This is a genomic window from Streptomyces sp. NPDC048002 (genome assembly GCF_040653275.1).
Classification (GTDB): Bacteria; Actinomycetota; Actinomycetes; order Streptomycetales; family Streptomycetaceae; genus Streptomyces.
Genome location: NZ_JBEZNL010000030.1, coordinates 1 through 20212, shown reverse-complemented (window position 1 = coordinate 20212; position 20212 = coordinate 1). Strand labels below are relative to the sequence as shown.

The 20212-nt window shown below is 72.7% G+C and carries 12 protein-coding genes and 1 pseudogene; 8 read left to right on the top strand and 5 right to left on the bottom strand.

Annotation, left to right across the window (positions count from 1 at the left end; genetic code table 11):
- Positions 1–35: 35 nt before the first annotated feature.
- Both AB0E07_RS28900 and AB0E07_RS28895 read right to left on the bottom strand, forming a co-directional pair.
- The gene (locus AB0E07_RS28900) at positions 36–395 is read right to left on the bottom strand and encodes a DUF779 domain-containing protein (protein WP_362258444.1); all 360 of its coding nucleotides are present in this window, start codon (positions 393–395) and stop codon (positions 36–38) included.
- A 101-nt stretch (positions 396–496) separates the two neighbouring features.
- Positions 497–982: pseudogene (locus AB0E07_RS28895) on the bottom strand (NUDIX hydrolase); the annotation flags it as partial.
- Between the two features lie 143 nt (positions 983–1125).
- Here AB0E07_RS28895 and AB0E07_RS28890 point away from each other — a divergent pair.
- The 6 genes from AB0E07_RS28890 (at position 1126) to AB0E07_RS28865 (ending at position 7134) form a co-directional block, all read left to right on the top strand.
- Positions 1126–1599: a MarR family transcriptional regulator gene (locus AB0E07_RS28890; protein WP_362258442.1), complete on the top strand. Its 474-nt coding sequence runs from the start codon at positions 1126–1128 to the stop codon at positions 1597–1599.
- A gap of 99 nt (positions 1600–1698) precedes the next feature.
- On the top strand, positions 1699–3273 hold the full coding sequence (locus tag AB0E07_RS28885) for an MFS transporter (protein ID WP_362258440.1): 1575 nt from the start codon (positions 1699–1701) through the stop codon (positions 3271–3273).
- Positions 3274–3366: 93 nt separating this feature from the next.
- Entirely contained in the window at positions 3367–4251 is an 885-nt protein-coding gene (locus tag AB0E07_RS28880) for an ion transporter (RefSeq protein ID WP_362258437.1), read from the top strand.
- An 82-nt stretch (positions 4252–4333) separates the two neighbouring features.
- Positions 4334–4768, top strand: a complete 435-nt coding sequence (locus AB0E07_RS28875; RefSeq protein ID WP_362258434.1) for a VOC family protein — start codon at positions 4334–4336, stop codon at positions 4766–4768.
- Between the two features lie 141 nt (positions 4769–4909).
- Positions 4910–6205 carry a phytase gene (locus AB0E07_RS28870; protein WP_362258431.1) on the top strand — a complete coding sequence of 432 codons (1296 nt, stop codon included), beginning with the start codon at positions 4910–4912 and terminating at the stop codon, positions 6203–6205.
- Positions 6206–6351: 146 nt separating this feature from the next.
- Positions 6352–7134, top strand: a complete 783-nt coding sequence (locus AB0E07_RS28865; RefSeq protein ID WP_362258428.1) for an alpha/beta fold hydrolase — start codon at positions 6352–6354, stop codon at positions 7132–7134.
- Positions 7135–7172: 38 nt separating this feature from the next.
- Here the strand turns inward: AB0E07_RS28865 and AB0E07_RS28860 are convergent, their stop codons facing one another.
- Complete coding sequence (locus AB0E07_RS28860; RefSeq protein WP_362258425.1) at positions 7173–10073, bottom strand: AAA family ATPase; 2901 nt, start codon at positions 10071–10073, stop codon at positions 7173–7175.
- A 553-nt stretch (positions 10074–10626) separates the two neighbouring features.
- Between AB0E07_RS28860 and AB0E07_RS28855 the strand changes: the two genes are divergently transcribed.
- Entirely contained in the window at positions 10627–12024 is a 1398-nt protein-coding gene (locus AB0E07_RS28855; RefSeq protein ID WP_362258422.1) for an FAD-dependent monooxygenase, read from the top strand.
- A gap of 31 nt (positions 12025–12055) precedes the next feature.
- Here the strand turns inward: AB0E07_RS28855 and AB0E07_RS28850 are convergent, their stop codons facing one another.
- Together AB0E07_RS28850 and AB0E07_RS28845 are read right to left on the bottom strand one after the other, a co-directional pair.
- Positions 12056–12445, bottom strand: coding sequence for a nuclear transport factor 2 family protein (locus AB0E07_RS28850; protein ID WP_362258419.1), 390 nt, complete (start codon positions 12443–12445; stop codon positions 12056–12058).
- A 33-nt stretch (positions 12446–12478) separates the two neighbouring features.
- Positions 12479–12916 (bottom strand): nuclear transport factor 2 family protein, encoded by a 438-nt coding sequence (locus AB0E07_RS28845; protein ID WP_362258416.1) that lies wholly within the window; start codon positions 12914–12916, stop codon positions 12479–12481.
- Positions 12917–13392: 476 nt separating this feature from the next.
- Between AB0E07_RS28845 and AB0E07_RS28840 the strand changes: the two genes are divergently transcribed.
- On the top strand, positions 13393–20212 hold a 6820-nt coding region (locus AB0E07_RS28840), incomplete at its 3' end, for a beta-ketoacyl synthase N-terminal-like domain-containing protein (RefSeq protein WP_362258413.1).

The following is a 20212-nucleotide window of genomic DNA, read 5'->3' as shown; positions in this document are numbered from 1 at the left end:
GGAAGTGCACCAGACGGAGACGGGCGAGGGGGTGGCTATGCGCCGACGACGCGAGAACGGATGAGAAAACGCACCCCCTCGGGTGCCTCCAGGGAGAAGCCGCTGCCCCGGCCCTCGACCACGTCGACGATCAGCCGGGTGTGACTCCACGCCTCGAACTGGCTGCGCGACATCCAGAAGGAGACCGGCACCTCCACCCCGTCCACGTACAGCTCCGCGAGCAGTACGTCCGACCCGCCGGTGCGGAACTCTCCCGCCGGGTAGCACATGGGCGCGCTGCCGTCGCAGCAGCCGCCGGACTGATGGAACATCAGCGGGCCGTGCCGCGCGTGCAGTTGCCGCACGAGATCGGCGGCAGCGGGCGTCAGTTCGACGCGCGGGATCTCCTCGTACATGCCAACCATCCCCAGGGGAGCCGGATCCGGGTCACCGGGCCGTCGCCGGCCGGACGGACCAGGGCACCACGGGAGAGGTTGCGAGAGGGTTGCAGCGCCGCTCAGGCGGTCGCGAACGGGGTGAAGAGGGCGGGGGTGTGGTCGATCGGCAGGCCGGGGCGCCAGGCGGTGAGGGCCTGGGCGCTGCACACGAACATCTCCTGCGGCAGCGCGTCCAGGGCGTACCAGCGCCAGTCGCCGACCTTCTCGTCCACCTGGTCGGCCGGCTCGCCCCGCCAGACGGTGACCTGGGCGGCGACGGTGACCCGTACGACGTCCTCGACCCGGTCCAGCAGGGTGCCCAGCAGCCGTACGTCCTCGGGGCGGGCCGTGAGGCCGGTCTCCTCCGTCAGTTCGCGCACCACCGTCTCCTGGAGCGACTCCCCGGGCTCCACCATGCCGCCCGGCAGCTCCCAGGTGCCGTGCCGGTGCCGTCCGAGCAGCAGGCCCCGGGGCCCGTGCAGGATGGCGCCGACCCCGAGGGCGGTCTGGGGGACGGGCGGGCGAGGGGTGCGGGGGCGGGAGGAGACACGGGTCGGTGGGGTCATCGGGCGGGCTCCGGCCTCTCGGTTGCGGGGCTTGGGCGGCGGATATCGGTGCCGCGAATCTGCGGGAGCGGGTCCTGGGGCGGTAGGTCGTCGGGCAGGAGGTCTTTTTGACATACCTATGATGGCATACCTATCTTGTCGGGGTGACCCCCTCCAGCGCCCCCAGCCGGGACCTCGACCGCGTAGCCGCCGGGCTCGCGGAGCGGGTGCTCGCGCTGCACCGGGCCCTGGACCGCCGGGTCGCCGCGGACTATCCGCATCCCAAGCCGCCCGAGGGCCAGCTCGCCCTGCTGCGGTATGTCGCGCGGCGCGAGGGCGCCACCGTGCGCGAGGCGGCCGAGGCCCTGCTGATGAAGCCCAACAATGTCAGCGCCCTCGTCTCCCAGATGACCGAGCGCGGACTCCTGGAGCGCAGGCAGGACGGCACCGACAAGCGGGTCGCCCATCTCCACCTCACGGCCACCTCCCGCAGGCGGCTCGCCGAGGTGCGCGCGCTGGAGGCCGGGTACGTGCGGGACGCGCTGATGTCCCTCACCGAGGGCGAGCAGGGTGCCCTGGGCTCCGCGCTCGACGCGCTCGACGCCCTCGCGGACCGGCTCCACCCCGCCGTCCGCTGAGCGGCACTCTCCGCCGGCGCGCCCCGGGATTCCCTCTCTCCTCCCTCCCCTCTTCCCTTCTTCCTTCCGCACGCCCTTTTCGAAGACAAGGCTCCTTTCATGCCGTCCACGTCCGTGGATCACCCCACCCTGCCCGCGTCCGGACCGACCCCACCCGCCGCGGGCCGCCGCGCCAACCCCTGGCTGACCTTGTGCGCCGTGGCGTTCGGCCTGTTCATGGTGCAGCTCGACGGCTCCGTCGTCGCCATCGCCAACCCCGCGATCGGGGAGGCCCTGAACGCCGACACCGCCCAGCTCCAGTGGGTCACCAACGCCTACCTGCTGGCCCTCGCCGCCACCCTCATCCTCGGCGGGAAGCTCGGCGACCGCTTCGGCCGGCGCACCTACTACCTCATCGGCGTGGCCGGGTTCACGCTCGCCTCCGTCGCCATCGGCCTGTCCGGCTCGATCACCGGCGTGATCGCCTTCCGCGCCCTCCAGGGCGTCTTCGGCGGCCTGCTGATGCCCAACACCCTCGGCCTGCTGCGCGCGGTCTTCCCGCCGCGCAGGTTCGGCATGGCCGTGGGCATCTGGGCCATGGTCTCCGCGGTCTCCACCGCCCTCGGCCCCATCGTCGGCGGCCTGCTCGTCGAGCACGTGAGCTGGGAGTCCGTCTTCTACATCAACGCGCCCATCGGCGTCGCGGCCCTGCTGTTCAGCATGACCGTGCTGCCCCAGAGCAAGAACTCCACCGGCCACCACCGCTTCGACGTCCCCGGGGTCCTGCTGCTCGCGCTCGGCCTGCTCAGCGTGGTCTTCGGCGTCGTCAAGGGCGAGACCTGGGGCTGGACCTCGGCCGGCACCTGGGCCGCCGTCGCGGCCGGCGTGCTCCTGCTGGTGCTGTTCGGCTGGTACGAGACCCGGGTCGAGCACCCGTTGTTGCCGATGCGCCTGTTCCGCAGCCGCTCCCTGACGGTCGGCGCGATCATCACCGCGCTCAACTTCTTCGTCATGCTCGGCGTGATCTTCTTCGTGATGCTCTACCTCCAGAACGTCCGCGGTTTCACCCCCGTCGAGGCGGGCGTGCGGACCCTGCCGCTGAGCCTCGCCTCGCTCGTCGCCTCCCCGCTGGGCGCCGCCCTCACCCTGCGTCTCGGCGCCCGGTTCACGATGCCGCTGGGCATGGTGCTCCAGGCCGCCGCCTGCTTCGGCATGCTCACCTGGCAGACCGACTCCTCCTACGCCACGATGTGGCCGCCCTTCGTGGCCCTGGGCCTCGGCGTCGGCATGGTGCTCGCCGCGTCCTCCGACGCCATCGTCGGCAACGCCCCCGTGCAGGACGGAGGCGTCGCGGGTGGCCTCCAGGCCACCACCCTCCAGATCGGCGGCGCACTCGGCACCTCCGTCCTGGTGTCCCTGATCAGCGCCAAGGTCGGCGCCACCCTCACCGGTGAACTCACCGCGGCGGGCGTGCCGTCCGGCCTCGCCGGATCACTGGCCGAGGCCCAGGACGCGGTGGCGATGGGCATCTCGCCCGTCTCCGCCGACATGCCCGCCGCGGTGCGCGCCGCCGTCGTCGAGGGCAGCGGACAGGCCTTCCTCAACGGCGTCCACGCGGCCGTGGTGCTCACCGGCGGGCTCTGCCTCGCGGGGGCGGCGCTGGCCGCGGCCGGACTGCGGCGCAGGGCGAACTGACGGCGTGGGCACGGCTCTTGAGGGCCGTGCCCACCCATTCGTACATGCGTGCCCCCGGCATACCGTCCCCCGCGGCGGAGCAGATTCAGCACGATGACCGACCATCCGCTCCACCCGCAGAACTCCGTCTGGCCCGCCCGGCGGGCGCTCGCCCAGTGGGCCCGCGGCATCACCGAGGCACGCTGGTTCGCCCTCACCGTCCTCTCCCTCATCCTCGCCAACGCCGCCCTGCTCGGACTGGAGACCTACCGCGGCCTCGCGGCCGACTGGGCCCACGGGCTGCGGCTCGCCGAGCACCTGTGCCTGGCCGCCTTCACCGTCGAGATCGCCCTGCGCCTGTGCGCCCACGCCGACCGCCCCCGCGACTTCCTCCGCGACCCGTGGAACCTCTTCGACCTGGCCGTCGTGGCCTGCGCGTTCCTGCCCGTCGTCCGGGAGAACGCCACCGTCCTGCGGCTGCTGCGCCTGGCCCGAGTGCTGCGCACCGCCCGCTTCCTGCCCCAACTGCGCATCGTGATGGTGGCGGTGGGCCGCAGCCTGCCCGGCACGGTCAGCTTCCTGCTGGTGGGCGCCCTCCTGCTGTACGTGTACGCCATGATCGGCTGGCTGCTGCTCGGCGCGCACAACCCCGAGCAGTACGGCTCGATCGGCCGCGCGATCCTCACCCTCTTCCTGCTGATGACCCTGGACGGACTCGGCGACGCCGTCCACGCGGGCCTTGAGGTCACCCGCTGGAGCGTCGTCTACTACGGCTCCTTCGTACTCATCGCCTCGTTCGTACTGGTCAACGTGTTGATCGGGGTCGTGATCAGCTCGCTGGAGGAGGCCCGGGAGCTGGAACGGGAACGCCAGGACGACACCCCGCCCGCCGACAAGGAACTCCTCGCCCGGATCACCGCCGCCCGCAAGGCCCTCGCGGACCTGGAGGACAGCCTCCCGGCGCAGGACCGCTCGACCCGGCGGCACCCCTGCGCCTAGGGTGACCCCCGCGGCATCGCGTGTCGGTCACCGGTCGGGTGAGGCATGGAGGTTCCGCGACATGCCCGTGGAGGCATTGACCGTGTCAGTCGAGTTCAACCACACCATCGTCCTCTCCCACGACCGGGAGCGGTCCGCCCGTTTCCTCGCCGGGATCCTCGGCCTGGAGACCGGGACACCGGCCGGGCCCTTCCTGCCCGTCGTCACCGCCAACGGCGTCACCCTGGACTTCGCGACCGTCGGCACCGACATCCCCGTCCAGCACTACGCGTTCCTCGTCTCGGAGGGGGAGTTCGACGCGATCCTCGCCCGCCTCGTCACGGCGCGGATCCCCATCCAGGCCGACCCGCACGGCCGCCACCCGGGCCGGATCAACCGCAACGACGGCGGCCGGGGCGTGTACTTCCGCGACCCCGCCGGGCACGGCATGGAGGCGTTCACCCGCCCCTACGGCTCCCACCCCGACTCGGAACTCAACGGAGTGACCGAAGAAGTGGCGGGAGCAGCCGTCAACTGAGGTGCGGAGAGTGGTAGTTCGCTGTATGAAGACGTAGCGTTCATGCCAGGTCCATCCGGCGGCGGGCTACGGACACCTCCAGGACACGCGCCCCCGAAAGGCTTCGGGACGCATCCGATCTTGACCCCAAGGAGCGTCAGCGTGTCCGAGACCCGTAGCCGCCGTACGCACATCCTCGTGGCGACGGCCACGCTGGTGGCCCTCGCCGTGACCCTGCCCGCCCCGGCACAGGCATCGTCCGCCCTGCCCACGCTCACCCCCCGCGCCGAGACGGCCCCCCTCTACGACGACGAGGCCGGCGGCAACTCCGACGCCGACGACCCCGCGATCTGGCGCAACGACGCCAACCCCGGCCGCAGCCTGGTCGTCGCCACCGCCAAGGAGGGCGGCCTGCGCGTCTACGACCTCGACGCACAGCTCGTCCAGTCCGTGGCCGCGCCCGCCGGACCCACCGACGAGGACGCCCCGGGCCGCCTCAACAACGTCGACCTGGTGCACGGCCTGAAACTGTCCACCGGCCGCGCCGACCTCGCCGTCACCACCGACCGCGGCAACGACCGGCTGCGGTTCTACCGCATCGACCGCGACCGGGCCGGCGGCCCGCTCACCGACGTCACCGACCCGTCCGCGGCCCCCGTCTTCTCCGCCGACCAGGACGAGATCAACGACCAGCGCACCGCCTACGGCCTGGCCACCTGGACCGACCGCGGCCGCTCGTACGCCCTGGTCAGCCAGCGGGAGACGACGAGCGTCGCCCTGCTCGAACTGCTGCCGACCAGGTCCGGCACCGTCGGATACCGCAAGATCCGCACCCTCGACCTCCCCTCGTCCTTCACGCTGCCCGACCGCACCTCCTGGACCCCCTGCCTGGAGCCCGGCGAACTGCCCCAGGTGGAGGGAATGGTCGTCGACCCCGCCAACGGCGTCCTCTACGCCGGCCAGGAGGACGTCGGCATCTGGCGCGTCCCCGCCGACCTCAAGGGCAAGCCCCGACTGGTCGACAAGGTGCGGGAGTACGGCATCCCCGGCACGTACGACGAGGCCACCGAGGAGTGCACCCCGGGCACCGACCCCGGCTACGGCGGCCGCCGTATCTCCGCCGACGTCGAGGGCCTGACCCTGATCCCCGAGGGCGACGGCGACGGCTACCTCCTCGCCTCCAGCCAGGGCGACAACACCTTCGCCGCCTACGACCGCGAGATCGAGGACGACAACGAGTACGAGGGCGGCTTCCGTGTCACGGCCGCCTCCGCGACCCTCGACGGCTCCGAGGAGTGCGACGGAGCGGCCGTCCTCAACCAGTCCCTGGGCCGCCGCTACCCCGACGGACTGCTGGTCGTGCAGGACGGCGCCGAGACCCCGCAGTCCGACGACCGCACCGCCACCGGCTTCAAGTTCGTCGACCTCGCGGACGTCATGGACGCGCTGGACGACTGACCCCACCGCGGCGACGCCCGGCCGGGCGGGGCGGAGTAGGGGTCGTAAGGGCTTCTGCCGTCCCCGTCCCGGCTCGTAGGGTGGGCCGTCGGCGGACGTTCCGCCCGCGTGGCCCGCCACCCCGATCGCTGGAGGTACCGCCCGTCATGTCGGCACCCGGTCCGTACGACACATGGTTCCGCCGGTACACACCGTCCACGCCCGGCGCCGTCAAGCTGCTCGCCCTGCCGCACGCGGGGGGCTCCGCCCCCTACTTCCTTCCCCTGTCCCGCGCGCTCGCGCCGGAACTGGACGTGCTCTGCGTGCAGTACCCGGGCCGGCTGGACCGGCACCGGGAGACCCCGGTGAGCGACCTGCGGGACCTCGCCGAACAGGTGTACCGGGCGCTCGTCTCGGAGCCGGCCGGACCCGTCGTCCTGTTCGGACACAGCATGGGCGCCGTCCTCGCCTACGAGATCGCCCGCCGGCTGGAGGCCACCGGCGGCGGCGAACTGCTGGGCGTCATCGCCTCCGGGCGGCGCGCCCCGCACCGCTTCCGCGAGGAGACCGTCCACCTGCGCGACGACGACGGCATCATCGCCGAGATCCGCGAACTGAGCGGCACCGAACAGGGCATCCTGGACGACGAGGAACTGCTGCGGATGGTGCTGCCCGCGCTGCGCGCCGACTACCGGGCCGTCGAGACGTACCGGGAGATCCCCGACCCCGCGCCGCTCACCGCGCCGGTCACCGTCCTCGCCGGCGAGTCCGACTCCCGGGTGAGCCTGGACGACGCCCGCGCCTGGGAGCAGCTCACGAGCGGGACCTTCCGCTTCCGGTCCTTCCCCGGGGGCCACTTCTACCTCAACGGACGGCCCGCGGAGGTGACCGCGGCGGTCAAGGAGAGCGTCGACGCCTTCCGCTCCACCGCCGCGTCCGCCTCACCCTGACGCCCCCGCAAACGCGGGGCCCCGCAAGAGCGGCCGGTTCACGGGCCGGCCGCGCCCGCCGAGGCCAGCCGGGTCGCCAGATCAGCGCGCTGCTTGACGTCCAACTTCCGGTAGATCCGCGTCAGATGCTGCTCCACGGTGCTCACCGTGATGAACAGTTTGCTGGAGATCTGCCGGTTGGTGTGCCCCTGCGCGGCCAGCGCGGCGACCCTGCTCTCGGCCTCGCTCAGACCGCCGCGCGGCTCCGCCCGGTCAGGACGTTCAGCGCGATCGGAACCCTTGGAGCGGTCCTGCGTCCCGGAGCGGCCCTGCGGTCCGGAGCGGTCCGGCCCTCCCGCCCGGGGCTCGACCGGGTACGGCCCCCCTTCGGAGGGCGCCCGGGTGTGGCCCCGCCGGTGCAGGATCCGCGGCGCCTCGTCCCCGGTAGGGCCCTGCCGCAGCAGCCGCGCCCGGTCGGACAGCGCACGGGCCAGCTCCCGGCGGTCCCCACTCGCCTCCAGCACCTTCACCGCCCGCGCCAGCAGCTGACGGCCCTGCTCCGGCAGCAGACCGGCGAGCAGGCGCAGCGCCGCGCCCCGGGTGCGGTCGTCCACCGAGCGCACGGGATCCAACTGCTCCTCCAGCAGCCGTACCGCCTCCCGCCGCTGCCCGAGCGCGAGCTGCACCCGCGCCAGGTCCAGCCGCCACGGCACCAGGGCCGCGCTGTCCATCCGCCAGGCCGTCACCTCCCGGCGCACCCAGCGCAGATCGTCGGCCGCCGCCCGGCGCCACCCGATCGCCAGCTCGTAGCGGGCCCGCGCCGCCAGGTAGTGCAGCCCCAGCGGCGTACGGAACGACTCCGCGGGCACCGGCCCGGCCAGCCAGCGCTCGGCGTCCTCGAACCGGCCCGCCTCGGTCGCCGCCGCCACCAGGGTGCCCAGCGGCCCCGCCACCGCCACCCCCCAGGCCTGCGGACTGATCACGGTGAGCGCGGCCCGCCCCTGCTCCTCCGCCTCCTCCAGCGAACCCAGCCGCAGCGCCGCCTCCGCACGGATCGCGTGCAGCACCGCCTTCCAGCCCGGCGCGTACTCCACCGCCGGCCGGGCCAGCAGCATCCGCGTCCACTCGCACACCAGCTCGGAGCGGCCCGAGTACACCATCACCAGCAGCAGGACCGCCAGCAGTCCGAGCGCACCGTCGTCGGCGAGATGACGCTGGATCATCAACTCCGCGACCGCCGCCGCGTCCCCCGCCTGCCGTTCGGGCGTCAGCGTGTCGGCGAGCAGCAGCAGCGCGTCCAGATGCCGGCCGCCGACCGAGGCCGCGGTTCCGGACTCCGTGACGCCGCGGGCCTCGGCGCGCGCCCGAGGGCAGTGGTCGGGGCGGACCAGCGACAGCAGCAGCCGCGACCCGGCCAGCAGGGCGCGCGCCCTGGGCGAGGAGTCGCCCAGACCGGCGACGGCCGTGAGGATCGACCGGGCCGTGTCACCCCGGCCCTGCCACAGCAGCGCCGGTACGCCGGCCAGCGCGGCCGTCGTCGGCCGGTCCGCCGCCGCGAGCGCCTCCAGGTCCGCCGTGACGGACAGCGGGTTGAGCTGCCAGCGGGAACGCAGCAGCAGACCGTCGGCCGCCGTCCACCCGGTGCCCGGCGCGCCCCGCCGGGCCAGCAACAGACACGCGCACGTGATGTCGGGCCGCCCCGCGGCCAGGGCCTGCTCGGCCGCCCGGTGCAGGGCCGGCTCCGCCCACTCCGGCTCGGCCCACTCGGCGCCGATCAGATGACGGGCGATCACCTCCGGCTCGGCACCGAACTCGTGCAGCACCTCCGCCGCCCGCCGGTGCAGCCGACGCCGCTCCTCCGCCGACAGGTCCGCCAGCACCGCGGTCGCCAGCGGGCGCCGGATCCGGTCGCCGTCCACCAGACCCGACTGAGCCAGCAACTGCACCGCCTGCGCGGTCAGATCGGGGGTGAGCGCCAGTAACCGGGCCAGTACGGGCAGCGGCGCGGGACGCCCCAGCACCGCCAAGACCCGTGCTGCGGAACGGACTTCGGGCTCATGCCGGTACAGGGAACGCAGCACGGCCTGGGCGAGCGGTCCGTCGCCGGCACCCACGGCGGGATCGGCCCCGGCCGGGCCCCGTAACGGCGTCGCGGGCCGCGGGACGGTGCCGGCCGCGGCGGGATCCTCCAGCAACGCCCGCATCAGCAGCGGGCTGCCACCGGTCAGCGCGGGCGCCCTGCGGGCGATCCGGGCACGGGTGGCGGGCACCGGATGGGTCTCGGCGAGCAGACCGAGCGCCTCATCGGTCAGCGGGGCCAGATCGATCCGGGAGAAGTACGGCCGGCTCATCAACTCGGCCCGGAAATGAGGATGCGAGGCACGCAACGCCGCGGACTCGGTGAGCACCACCATGATCCGCTTGTGCCGCAGCCTGCGCACCGCGTACAGCAGGCACTGCAACGAGCTGTGGTCGGCGTGGTGCACATCGTCGACGGTGATCACCAGCGGTGCCGGACCCGCCAGATCGAGCAGGGCGGCCAGCGTCCCGTGCACGGTCGACGGCAACGGCCGCTCCGTCGTGGCCGGCCCCGGGAACGGCGCACTCCGCTCGGCGGCCGCCTCGGCACCCCCTACCACGGGCAGCGGAGGGGGCGGGGTGCGGGCCAGATGACGTACGGCGGTGGCGACCTGGCGCATCGAGGCGCGCCCCAGGCCCGAACTGTCGATGAGCTGGTCCACGACGGCGAACTGGAGGTCGCGTTCGGCACGTGAGCCGACGGCACGCAGCAGACGCGCCGAACGCCCGGTGACCTCCCGAGCGAAGACCTCCAGCAGCGCCGTCTTGCCGCTCCCGATCCCGCCCGTGATCAGACAGACCTGTCCGCCGTGCCGGTCGTCGCAGTGGTCGAAGGCCGAACGGAGCCGACCGAGCTGGGTCTCCCGCTGAATCAGTGCCACCCGCCCTGGTCCCCCCTCAACGCGACGTCATGGAATAAGCCGGCGTCTTCCATCCGCTGTGCCCTCCACGTGTGCCCTTCACGCTGGTCCGACCGCGCCGGGACGGCGCCCCCGCGGCAGCGGGTACGCGTCGTGGCACCGGGGGACGACACGTCACCGCCGCGGCAGGGCCGCCCGCCGGGCAGCCGATACCGGTGTCGTGACGGTAGTCCTCTGTCCTCAAGCACTGGATGAGCTGATTTCCAAGCGCCCGTGCCGCGTCGTCCTCGCCCCGCCGGACCGTCGTCGAGTGCTGTCCGAGCCGACAGCCTACGACAGTTCAAGGGCCGAATTCTTGCCGGAACTTTGCCGGACCATGACTTCCCGGGCCTCCGCTCGGCGGCTCCGGAACGACCCACCCCTGTTGCCCCGCATAGGGGTTGACGCCGCACCACCCGCATCCGCGCAGCCCCGGCCCCTGGGGAGCGACCAGCGAACTTAGGGGTTGGTCCGCCCGCCGTCGGCTCCCTACATTGCGAGGTCAGGTCCAGGTGCCGACGGAAGGAACGCACCCGTGTCGACGACCCCCAGCCACGCCGCCGTGATCGGCGGCGGCCTCGCCGGAATGCTCACGGCACGGGCCCTGCGCAGGCACTTCGACCGGGTCACCGTCATCGACCGCGACGAACTCCCCGACGGCCCCGCACTCCGCAAGGGCGTACCCCAGGCCCGCCACGCCCACCTGCTCTGGTCCGGCGGCGCACGCATCGTCGACTCCCTGCTGCCCGGCACCGTCGACCGGCTGCGCGCCGCCGGCGCCCACCGCATCGGCGTCCAGTCCGACCTCGTCAACCTGTCCCCGTACGGCTGGCAACGCCGGTTCCCCGAGACGCAGTTCCTCATCGCCGTCAGCCGCCCCCTGCTGGACTGGACGGTCCGCGACCAGGTCCGCGCCGACCCGGACGTCACCGTACGGGCCCGCACCGAGGTCCAGGCACTGCGCGGCACCGAAGCCCGCCTCGACGGCCTCACCGTCCGCGACCTCGACACCGGCGAGAGCTCCGAACTCGACGCCGAGATCGTCGTGGACGCCGGCGGACGCGGCTCCCGGCTCCGCCAGTGGATCACCCCACTCGGCATCCCCGAACCGGAAGAGGACATCGTCGACTCCGGGATCACCTACTCCACCCGCGTCCACCGCGCCCCCCGACGCGCCGCCGCCCGCTTCCCCATGGTCAGCGTCTACGCCGACTACCGCGCCGGAGTACCCGGCCGCAGCGGACTGATCCTGCCCGTCGAGGACGGTCAGTGGATCGTCACCCTCTCCGGCACCCGCGGCGACGAACCACCCACCGACGAGGCCGGTTTCACCGCGTTCGCCGAAGGACTGCGCCACCCCCTGGTCGGCGAGGTGCTCGCCACCGCCGAGCCCCTCGGACCGGTCCGCGGCTCCCGCAGCACCGCCAACCGCCGCGTCCACTACGACCGACTCGACCGCTGGCCCGACAACCTCCTCGTCCTCGGCGACGCCCTCGCCGCCTTCAACCCCGTCTACGGCCACGGCATGAGCTCCGCCGCCCGCGCCGTCGCCGTCCTCGACCGCGCGCTGCGCCGCGACCGCGGCACCCCCGACTTCGCGCGGACGGTCCTGCGGCGGATCGCGGACGCCATCGACGACCCCTGGATCCTCGCGGCCTCCCAGGACGTGTTCTACCCCGGCTGCCGCGTCGAGGCGAAGGACCCGCGGCTCTCCGAGGAACTCCACACCCGCCAGGACTTCTCCGAACGCGTCGGCACGGTCGGCCTCTCCGACCCGGTCGTCAGCGCCGCCTGCGCCGGCGTCACCACCCTCGCCGCCCCCGTCACCAGCCTCCAGTCACCCGCCGTGCTCAACGCCCTGCGCACCGGCCCCGCCCAGCCTCCCCTCACCGAACCCCCGCTCACCCCGGAGGAGCGCGCACTCCTGCGCTGAGGAGCAGGCGCTGCGCCGAGCGGCCGGGGGTTCAGCCGACCGGGGTGACATCGGAACGCCCCGCGATGACCCGGGCCTCCCGGATCAGGCCCTCCTCGGTCACCCGCATCACACTGACCAGCCGGAACGCCACCCGACTCCCGTCCGCCGCACCCGGCACCGCCATGGTCCCGGTGACCGCGAGCGTCACGCTCTCCCCGTCCAGTGCCGCCGTCAGCACGCCCGGCGTCTCCTCGATGCCCGCCGCGACCGCGGCCGCCAGATGCCGGCCCACCGCCTCACGCCCCACCAGCGCGGGCGACCCCACCGGATCCTCGAACCGCACATCGGGGGCGAACAGTGCCAGGACACCCTCCAGATCACCGGCGTTGAGCAGCCGGCAGTACTCCAGCGCCACCGCCTTGCGCCTCACCTCGTCCACCACAGCGGGCGCCCCTCCTTCACGGTCCCGGTATCAGTCCACGAAGCGAACATCCGACCTGCCCCAATAGGCCCGCATGTCCTCGATCAGCCCACTCGCGCCGACCTCGATGACCAGCATGCAGGTGAACTCCAGACGCGCCTTCTCCGGATCCTCGGGACGCTCCAGCAGCCCGTGGCGCACCATCAACGGCCCGTTCGGCAGGAAATCCATCGTCGAGGTGACCGGGACCGCGGCATGCCGCCCGTCGGGCGCCGCGACCGGCTCCCCGTACGCGTCATGGACCCCCGCGGCCACCGCACCCGCGATGTGCGAACGCAGCGCGCCATGACCGAGGCGCTCACCGGAACCCACCGGATCCTCGAACCGTACGCCCGGCGAGTAGAGAGCCAACAACCCCTCCACATCACCGGCGTTGACGCGCTCGCAGTGCGCCACGGCCAGAGCCTTGCGCGTCACCTCGTCGGACACGGACTTGCCTCCTCGCCCCACCTCGTCGGACATGGACCTCGTCCCCTCGCCCCACCTCGTCGGACACGGACTTCGCCCCCTTGCCGCACCGCTCGCCGCCGGACGGACCGCAGCAGTGTCACAGCCGCGCCGCGAGCCGCGACACCCCTACGCGCCCCACCCCTATTCATGACCCCCCACCCCGTTGCCCGACCGGCCCGGACAGATCAGGGGTTGGGTCGCCCCGCCCGTCTTCCTAGGGTTGGCGACATCTTGGCCGGAGCACAGGGTGACGCACACGCCGGACCACGCACCACCGCAGGTGGCAACACGGCGAAGAAGACGCGGAAACCGTCCGAGGTGGCCGGAACAGGGCTCCCCGCCCCGGCCGCCCCGGACGCGCTCCGCCTCCCGATACCCCACACCCACCCCCTCACCCCGACCCCGGCCCCCGAACGATCCGCAACTCGGTTGTGCTCCACAGGAGCCGAGCGTCAATGGGAGACCTGGTGGCGAAAACGGGAAGCTCTGTCGGCCGCACCCACCCCGCGGACGCGCACGCGACGCACCCCGAGCCGATCGCCGTGATCGGCCTCGCCTGCCGCCTCCCCGGCGCCCCCGATCCCGCCGCCTTCTGGGAGCTGCTGCGCCAAGGCCGCGAGGCCGTCACCACCACCCCGCCCCAACGCCGCCAAACCGAGGCCCACTTCGCCCCCGACCCCACCGCCGAGGGAACGCCCGACACCCGGCGCGGCGGCTACCTCGACCACGTCGACCGTTTCGACCCCGCCTTCTTCGGCATCGCACCCCGTGAGGCCACCGCCATGGACCCCCAGCAACGCCTCATGCTGGAACTCGGCTGGGAGAGCCTGGAGGACGCCGGAATCCTCCCCCACACCCTCGGCGAGCACAGCACCGGCGTCTTCGTCGGCGCCATCTGGGACGACTACGCCACCCTCCTGCACCGCCGGGGCGCCCCCGCCATCGGCACCCACAGCGTCACCGGCCTGCACCGCAGCATCATCGCCAACCGAGTGTCCTACACGCTCCGCCTCAGCGGACCCAGCATGACCGTCGACACCGGACAGTCCTCCTCCCTCGTCGCCGTCCACCTCGCCTGCGAAAGCCTCCGCAGCGGTGAGAGCGACCTCGCCCTGGCCGGCGGCGTCAACCTCAACCTCGCCCCCGAAAGCACCCTCAGCACCGCCAAGTTCGGCGCCCTCTCACCCGACGGCCGCTGCTACACCTTCGACTCCCGCGCCAACGGTTACGTACGCGGCGAAGGCGCCGGACTCGTCGTCCTCAAACCCCTCGCCCGCGCCCTCGCCGACGGCGACGACGTCCACTGTGTCATCGCGGGCAGCGCCACCGGCAACGACGGCGGCGGCGAGAGCCTCACCGTCCCCACCCCCGAGGGCCAGCAGCGCGTCCTCACCCGGGCCTACGACCGCGCCGGCATCGACCCCACCCACGTCCAGTACGTCGAACTGCACGGCACCGGCACCCGCCGCGGCGACCCCGTGGAGGCCGCCGCGCTCGGCGCCGCCGTCGGTACCGCCGCCCGCCACGCGGGCCGGTCGGTCGCCGTCGGCTCCGTCAAGACGAACATCGGACACCTCGAAGGCGCCGCTGGCATCGCCGGACTCCTCAAGACCGTCCTCGCCCTGCGCCACCGCCAACTGCCCCCCAGCCTCAACTACGAACAGGCCCACCCCGACATCCCCCTCGAAGAACTGGGCCTGCGCGTCCACACCACGCTCAGCGACTGGCCCGAACCCGACCGCCAACTCCTCGCAGGAGTCAGCTCCTTCGGCATGGGCGGCACCAACTGCCACGTCGTCCTCACCGAGGCACCACCCCGGACCGCCGAAGCCGTCATGGGCGGCCAGGAATCCCCTGGCACCGACACGACCACGCCCACCGGCCCGCCGCCCCTGCACGGTTGGACCCTCTCCGCGCGTACCGCCACCGCCCTGCGCGCCCAGGCCCGCAAGCTCCGCGAACACCTCGACACCCACCCCGAGCACACCCCCGCCGACCTCGGCCACTCGCTGGCCACCACCCGCACCGCCTTCACCCACCGCGCCGTCGTCCTCGCCGCCGACCTGGACCGGGGCGCCGCGGCACTGGCCGCCCTCGCCGCAGGCCGCACCTCCCCGGACCTGGTCCAAGGCACCGCCACCGACGGCACCACCGCCGTCCTCTTCTCCGGCCAGGGCAGCCAACGCATCGCCATGGGAAGGGAGTTGTACACCACCCACCCCACCTTCACCGAAGCGCTGGACGCCGTCTGCGACCACCTCGACCCGGACGTACGCGACCTGCTGCTCACCGCCCCACCCACCCCCGAGAACGCCGCCCGCCTGGACCGCACCGCACTCACCCAGACCGCCCTGTTCGCCCTGGAAGTCGCCCTCTACCGCCTCACGGAATCCCTCGGTGTCACGGCCGATTACGCACTCGGCCACTCCGTCGGCGAGATCGCCGCCGCCCACATCGCCGGCGTCCTCACGCTCCCCGACGCCTGCGCCCTCGTCACCGCGCGCGGTCGCCTCATGCAGAGCCGGCCCGGCGGCGGCGCCATGGTCGCCCTCCAGGCCACCGAGGCCGAGGTCACCCCCGAACTCGCCGGACTGGACGGTCACATCACGATCGCGGCCGTCAACAGCCCCGGCTCCTGCGTCATCTCCGGCGACGCCGACACCGTCACCGCCTACGCCGCCACCTGGACCGAACGCGGCCGCAAGATCCACGCCCTGCGCGTCAGCCACGCCTTCCACTCCGCCCACATGGACGGCATGCTCGACGACTTCCGAGCCGTCGCACGCGGCCTCACCTACCACCCGCCCGCCATCCCGGTCGTCTCCAACCTCACCGGCCGCCCCGCCACCACCGAGGAACTCAGCGACCCGGACCACTGGGTACGCCACGTCCGCCACACCGTCCGGTTCGCCGACGGCGTCGACTGGCTGCTCGACCAGGGCGTCACCACGTTCCTCGAACTCGGCCCCGACGGCACCCTCGCCGCCATGGCACGGGAATGCCTCGCCGCCCGCCCCGAGGACACCCGCCCCACCGACGTGGCCTTCCTCAGCGCACTGCGCCGCGGGCGCCCCGAGCCACAGACCCTGCTGCGAGCCGTGGCCGGCCTGTACGTCCGGGGCGCCGCCCCGGCCCTCCCCGCCTTCACGGGCGGTCCCACCGCACGCCGCGTCCCGCTGCCGACGTACGCCTTCCAACGGAAGCGGTACTGGTTGAGCGAGACGGGGACGGGGACGGGGGTGGCAGCGGCCTCCGTGGCGGGGGTTGGTGGGGGCGATGGCGATGGTGACGGTGGCGGTGGCGTCGACGCCGGCACCGGGCCGGAGCCGACGGCGGATGCGCCGGCCGAGAGCGGTACGGACACCACCGGCTGGCGGCGCCGTCTCAGCGGGCTCACCAGCGTCGCCGAGCAGACGCGCGCCGTCCTCGACCAGGTCAGGGAGGACATCGCGCTGGTACTCGGCCACTCCACCACCGACGACGACGCCATCGACGTCTCCTGGACCTTCAAAGACCTGGGCTTCGACTCCCTCTCCTCCGTCGAACTCCGCGACCGACTCACCGCCACCACCGGTCTTCGCCTGCCCGCGGGACTCCTCTTCGACCACCCCACCCCGGCGGTGCTCGCCGACCACCTCCGCGCCGAACTCCTCGGTGCAGCCCCGTCCCACCGCACCTCCATCCCCACCCCCACCACCCATGTCGGCGAACCCATCGCGATCGTGGGCATGGCCTGCCGTTACCCCGGCGGGGTCGCGTCCCCCGAGGACCTGTGGCGGGTGGTCGATGAGGGTGGCGACGCGGTCGGGGACTTCCCGGCCGACCGTGGCTGGGATCTGGACGCTCTCTACGACCCCGACCCCGCCCACCACGGCACCAGCTACACCCGCGCGGGCGGCTTCCTGCGGGACGTCGGCGATTTCGACGCCGACTTCTTCGGTATCTCGCCGCGCGAGGCCCTGGCCATGGACCCGCAGCAGCGGCTCCTCCTCGAAGCCTCCTGGGAAGCCGTCGAACGTGCCGGAATCGCCCCCGGCTCCCTGCGCTCCAGCCTCACCGGCGTCTTCGCGGGTGCCATGTCCCAGGACTACGGCGACCGCCTCCACGAGGCGGCCGAACCCGTAGAGGGATTCACCCTGACCGGTAATGCGGCGAGTGTGGTCTCGGGTCGGTTGTCGTACTCGTTCGGTCTGGAGGGGCCGGCGGTCACGGTGGACACGGCGTGTTCGTCGTCGTTGGTCGCGCTGCATCTGGCGGTGCAGTCGTTGCGCAACGGTGAGTGCGATCTCGCGCTCGCGGGCGGCGTCACCGTCATGCCCACTCCTGGCATGTTCGTGGAGTTCAGCCGTCAGCGGGGGCTTGCCGCGGACGGTCGGTGCAAGCCGTTCGCGGCGGCGGCGGACGGTACCGGGTGGGCGGAGGGTGTCGGGGTCCTGGTGGTGGAGCGGCTGTCCGACGCACGCCGCAACGGGCACCGGGTGCTGGCCCTCGTCCGAGGGTCCGCGATCAATCAGGACGGCGCCTCGAACGGCCTCTCCGCACCGAACGGCCCGTCGCAGCAGCGCGTCATCCGCGCCGCCCTCGCCAACGCCGACCTCACCCCGCCGGACGTGGATGCCATGGAGGCACACGGCACGGGGACGACTCTGGGTGACCCGATCGAGGCCGAGGCGCTTCTGGCGACGTACGGGCAGGGGCGGGATGCCGAACGGCCCTTGTGGTTGGGGTCGGTGAAGTCGAACGTCGGGCATACGCAGGCGGCGGCGGGTGTCGCTGGTGTCATCAAGATGGTGATGGCGATGCGGGCAGGCGTGCTGCCGCGCACCCTGCATGTCGACGAGCCCACGCCTCACGTCGACTGGTCCGCGGGAGACGTCCGCCTGCTCACGGAGGACCGGCCGTGGACGTCCCACGACCGACCCCGTCGCGCGGCTGTCTCCTCCTTCGGCATCTCCGGGACGAACGCCCACGTGATCCTGGAGGAGGCTTCCGACTCCGGGACGGCGCCGGCGATGCCCGGTGCGTCCGGAGGTTTGTCCGGGTCGCCCGTGGTGCCGTGGTTGGTGTCGGGTCGTTCGGCGGAGGCGTTGGCGGAGCAGGCCGGGCGGCTCGCGGGCGTCACGGGTGCGCCCGTGGATGTGGGTTGGGGGCTGTGGTCCTCACGCTCGGTGTTCGAGCATCGGGCGGTGGTGTGGGGGCGGGAGCGCGCTGAACTGGTCGCTGGGCTTGGGGCGTTGGCTTCGGGTGGCGCTTCGGCTCAGGTTGCTTCGGGCGTGGCGTCGGGGGCCTCTGGTGCTCCGGTGTTGGTGTTTCCGGGGCAGGGGTCGCAGTGGCTGGGGATGGGGCGGGGGTTGTTGGAGTCCTCGCCGGTGTTCGCGGCGCGGATCGGTGAGTGTGAGGCGGCGCTCGGGTCCTTCGTGGACTGGTCGTTGACCGACGTACTGCGGGATGACGACGACGCCTGGCTGGAGCGGGTTGATGTGGTGCAGCCGGTGTTGTGGGCGGTGATGGTGTCGCTGGCTGCGGTGTGGGAGTCGCTCGGGGTGGTGCCGGCGGCGGTGATCGGTCATTCGCAGGGTGAGATTGCGGCTGCGGCGGTGGTGGGTGCGCTGTCGTTGGAGGACGCGGCGCGGGTGGTGGCGCTGCGGTCGGCAGCCGTTCGGGACGAACTCGCCGGTCGTGGTGGCATGTTGTCGCTGGCGTCCGGTCCGGAGCGGGTCTCTGAGTGGGTTGAGACGTACGGGGATCGGGTGTCGGTCGCCGTGTTCAACGGTCCGGATGCGACTGTCGTGGCCGGTGACCCGCAGGCGTTGGACGAGATCGCGGCGGTGGCCGAGGCGGCCGGCGTCCGGGCGCGCAGGGTCCCGGTGGACTACGCGTCGCACTCCGCGCAGGTGGAGGACATCCGAGAGCGTCTCCTGGAGGCCCTTGCCCCTGTGCGGCCGCATGGGGCGCGTATTCCGTTGATCTCGACGGTGACCGGTGAGGCCCTGGACACGTCGACGATGGACGCGACCTACTGGTACGAGGGTCTGCGTCGGCCGGTGCAGTTCACCGACGCGGTCGAGAAGGTGCTGGTTCAGGGGCACTCACGGTTGATCGAAGTGTCCGCGCATCCGGTGTTGACGACTGCGGTGCAGGCCATCGCGGAGGCGGCCGAGACGTCGGTCACCGTTGTGGGGAGCCTGCGTCGGGACGAGGACGAGAACGCCCGGCTGATCGCCGGTGCCGCTGAACTGTGGGTGCGGGGTGTCGACATCGACTGGGCCGCCGTCTTCGCGGGGCGTGCCGTGGAGCGGGTCGATCTGCCGACCTACGCCTTCCAACGTGACCGGTACTGGCTGGAGTCCAACTCGGCCACGGGCGACGTCAGCGGCGCGGGGCTGGCAGCCGCCGACCATCCGCTGCTCGGCGCGGCGGTAAGCCTCGCTACGGGGGACGGAGCCGTTCTGACCGGGCGGCTGTCCCTGCGCACCCATCCTTGGCTCGCCGGCCATGCCGTCGCCGGGACTGTTCTCTTTCCGGGGACCGGGTTCGTGGAGCTGGCGATTCGCGCGGGGGACGAGGTCGGCTGCGGCCATCTGGTCGAACTCACCCTGCAGACACCGCTGGCCTTGCCCGAACAGGGTGCCGTCAACCTCCAGGTCGTCGTCGGGGGAGCGGAGGCGGACGGGCAGAGGCCGGTCACCGTCCATTCCCGGACCGAGGGAGGCGAACTCGACGAGGCGTGGGTCGTCCATGCGGAAGGCCGTCTCAGCGCCGACGAACCGTCCCTCCCGGATGAGGACTTGACGATCTGGCCGCCCGTCGGTGCCGAACCGGTGGACATCTCCGACCGATACGAGCTCCTGCACGCGGCTGGTTATGGGTATGGGGGTGTGTTTCGGGGTTTGCGGGGTGTGTGGCGGCGGGGTGTTGAGGTTTTTGCGGAGGTGGTGTTGGGGGAGTCGGTGGGGGGTGATGTGGGTGGGTTTGGGGTGCATCCGGCTTTGTTGGATGGTGCGTTGCATGCGGTGTTGCCGGTGGGTGGTGGGGTGCGGTTGCCGTTTGTGTGGGGTGGTGTGTCGTTGGCGGCGGTGGGTGCGTCGGCGGTGCGGGTGCGGTTGGTGCCGGTGGGTGGGGATGCGGTGTCGGTGTTGGTTGCTGATGCTGTGGGTGTTCCGGTGGCGGTGGTGGGGTCGTTGGTGTTGCGGTCGGTTGATGTGGCGGGGTTGGGGGTGTTGGCGGGGCGTCGGGATGGGTTGTTCCGGGTGGAGTGGGGGGCTGTTGGGGGGT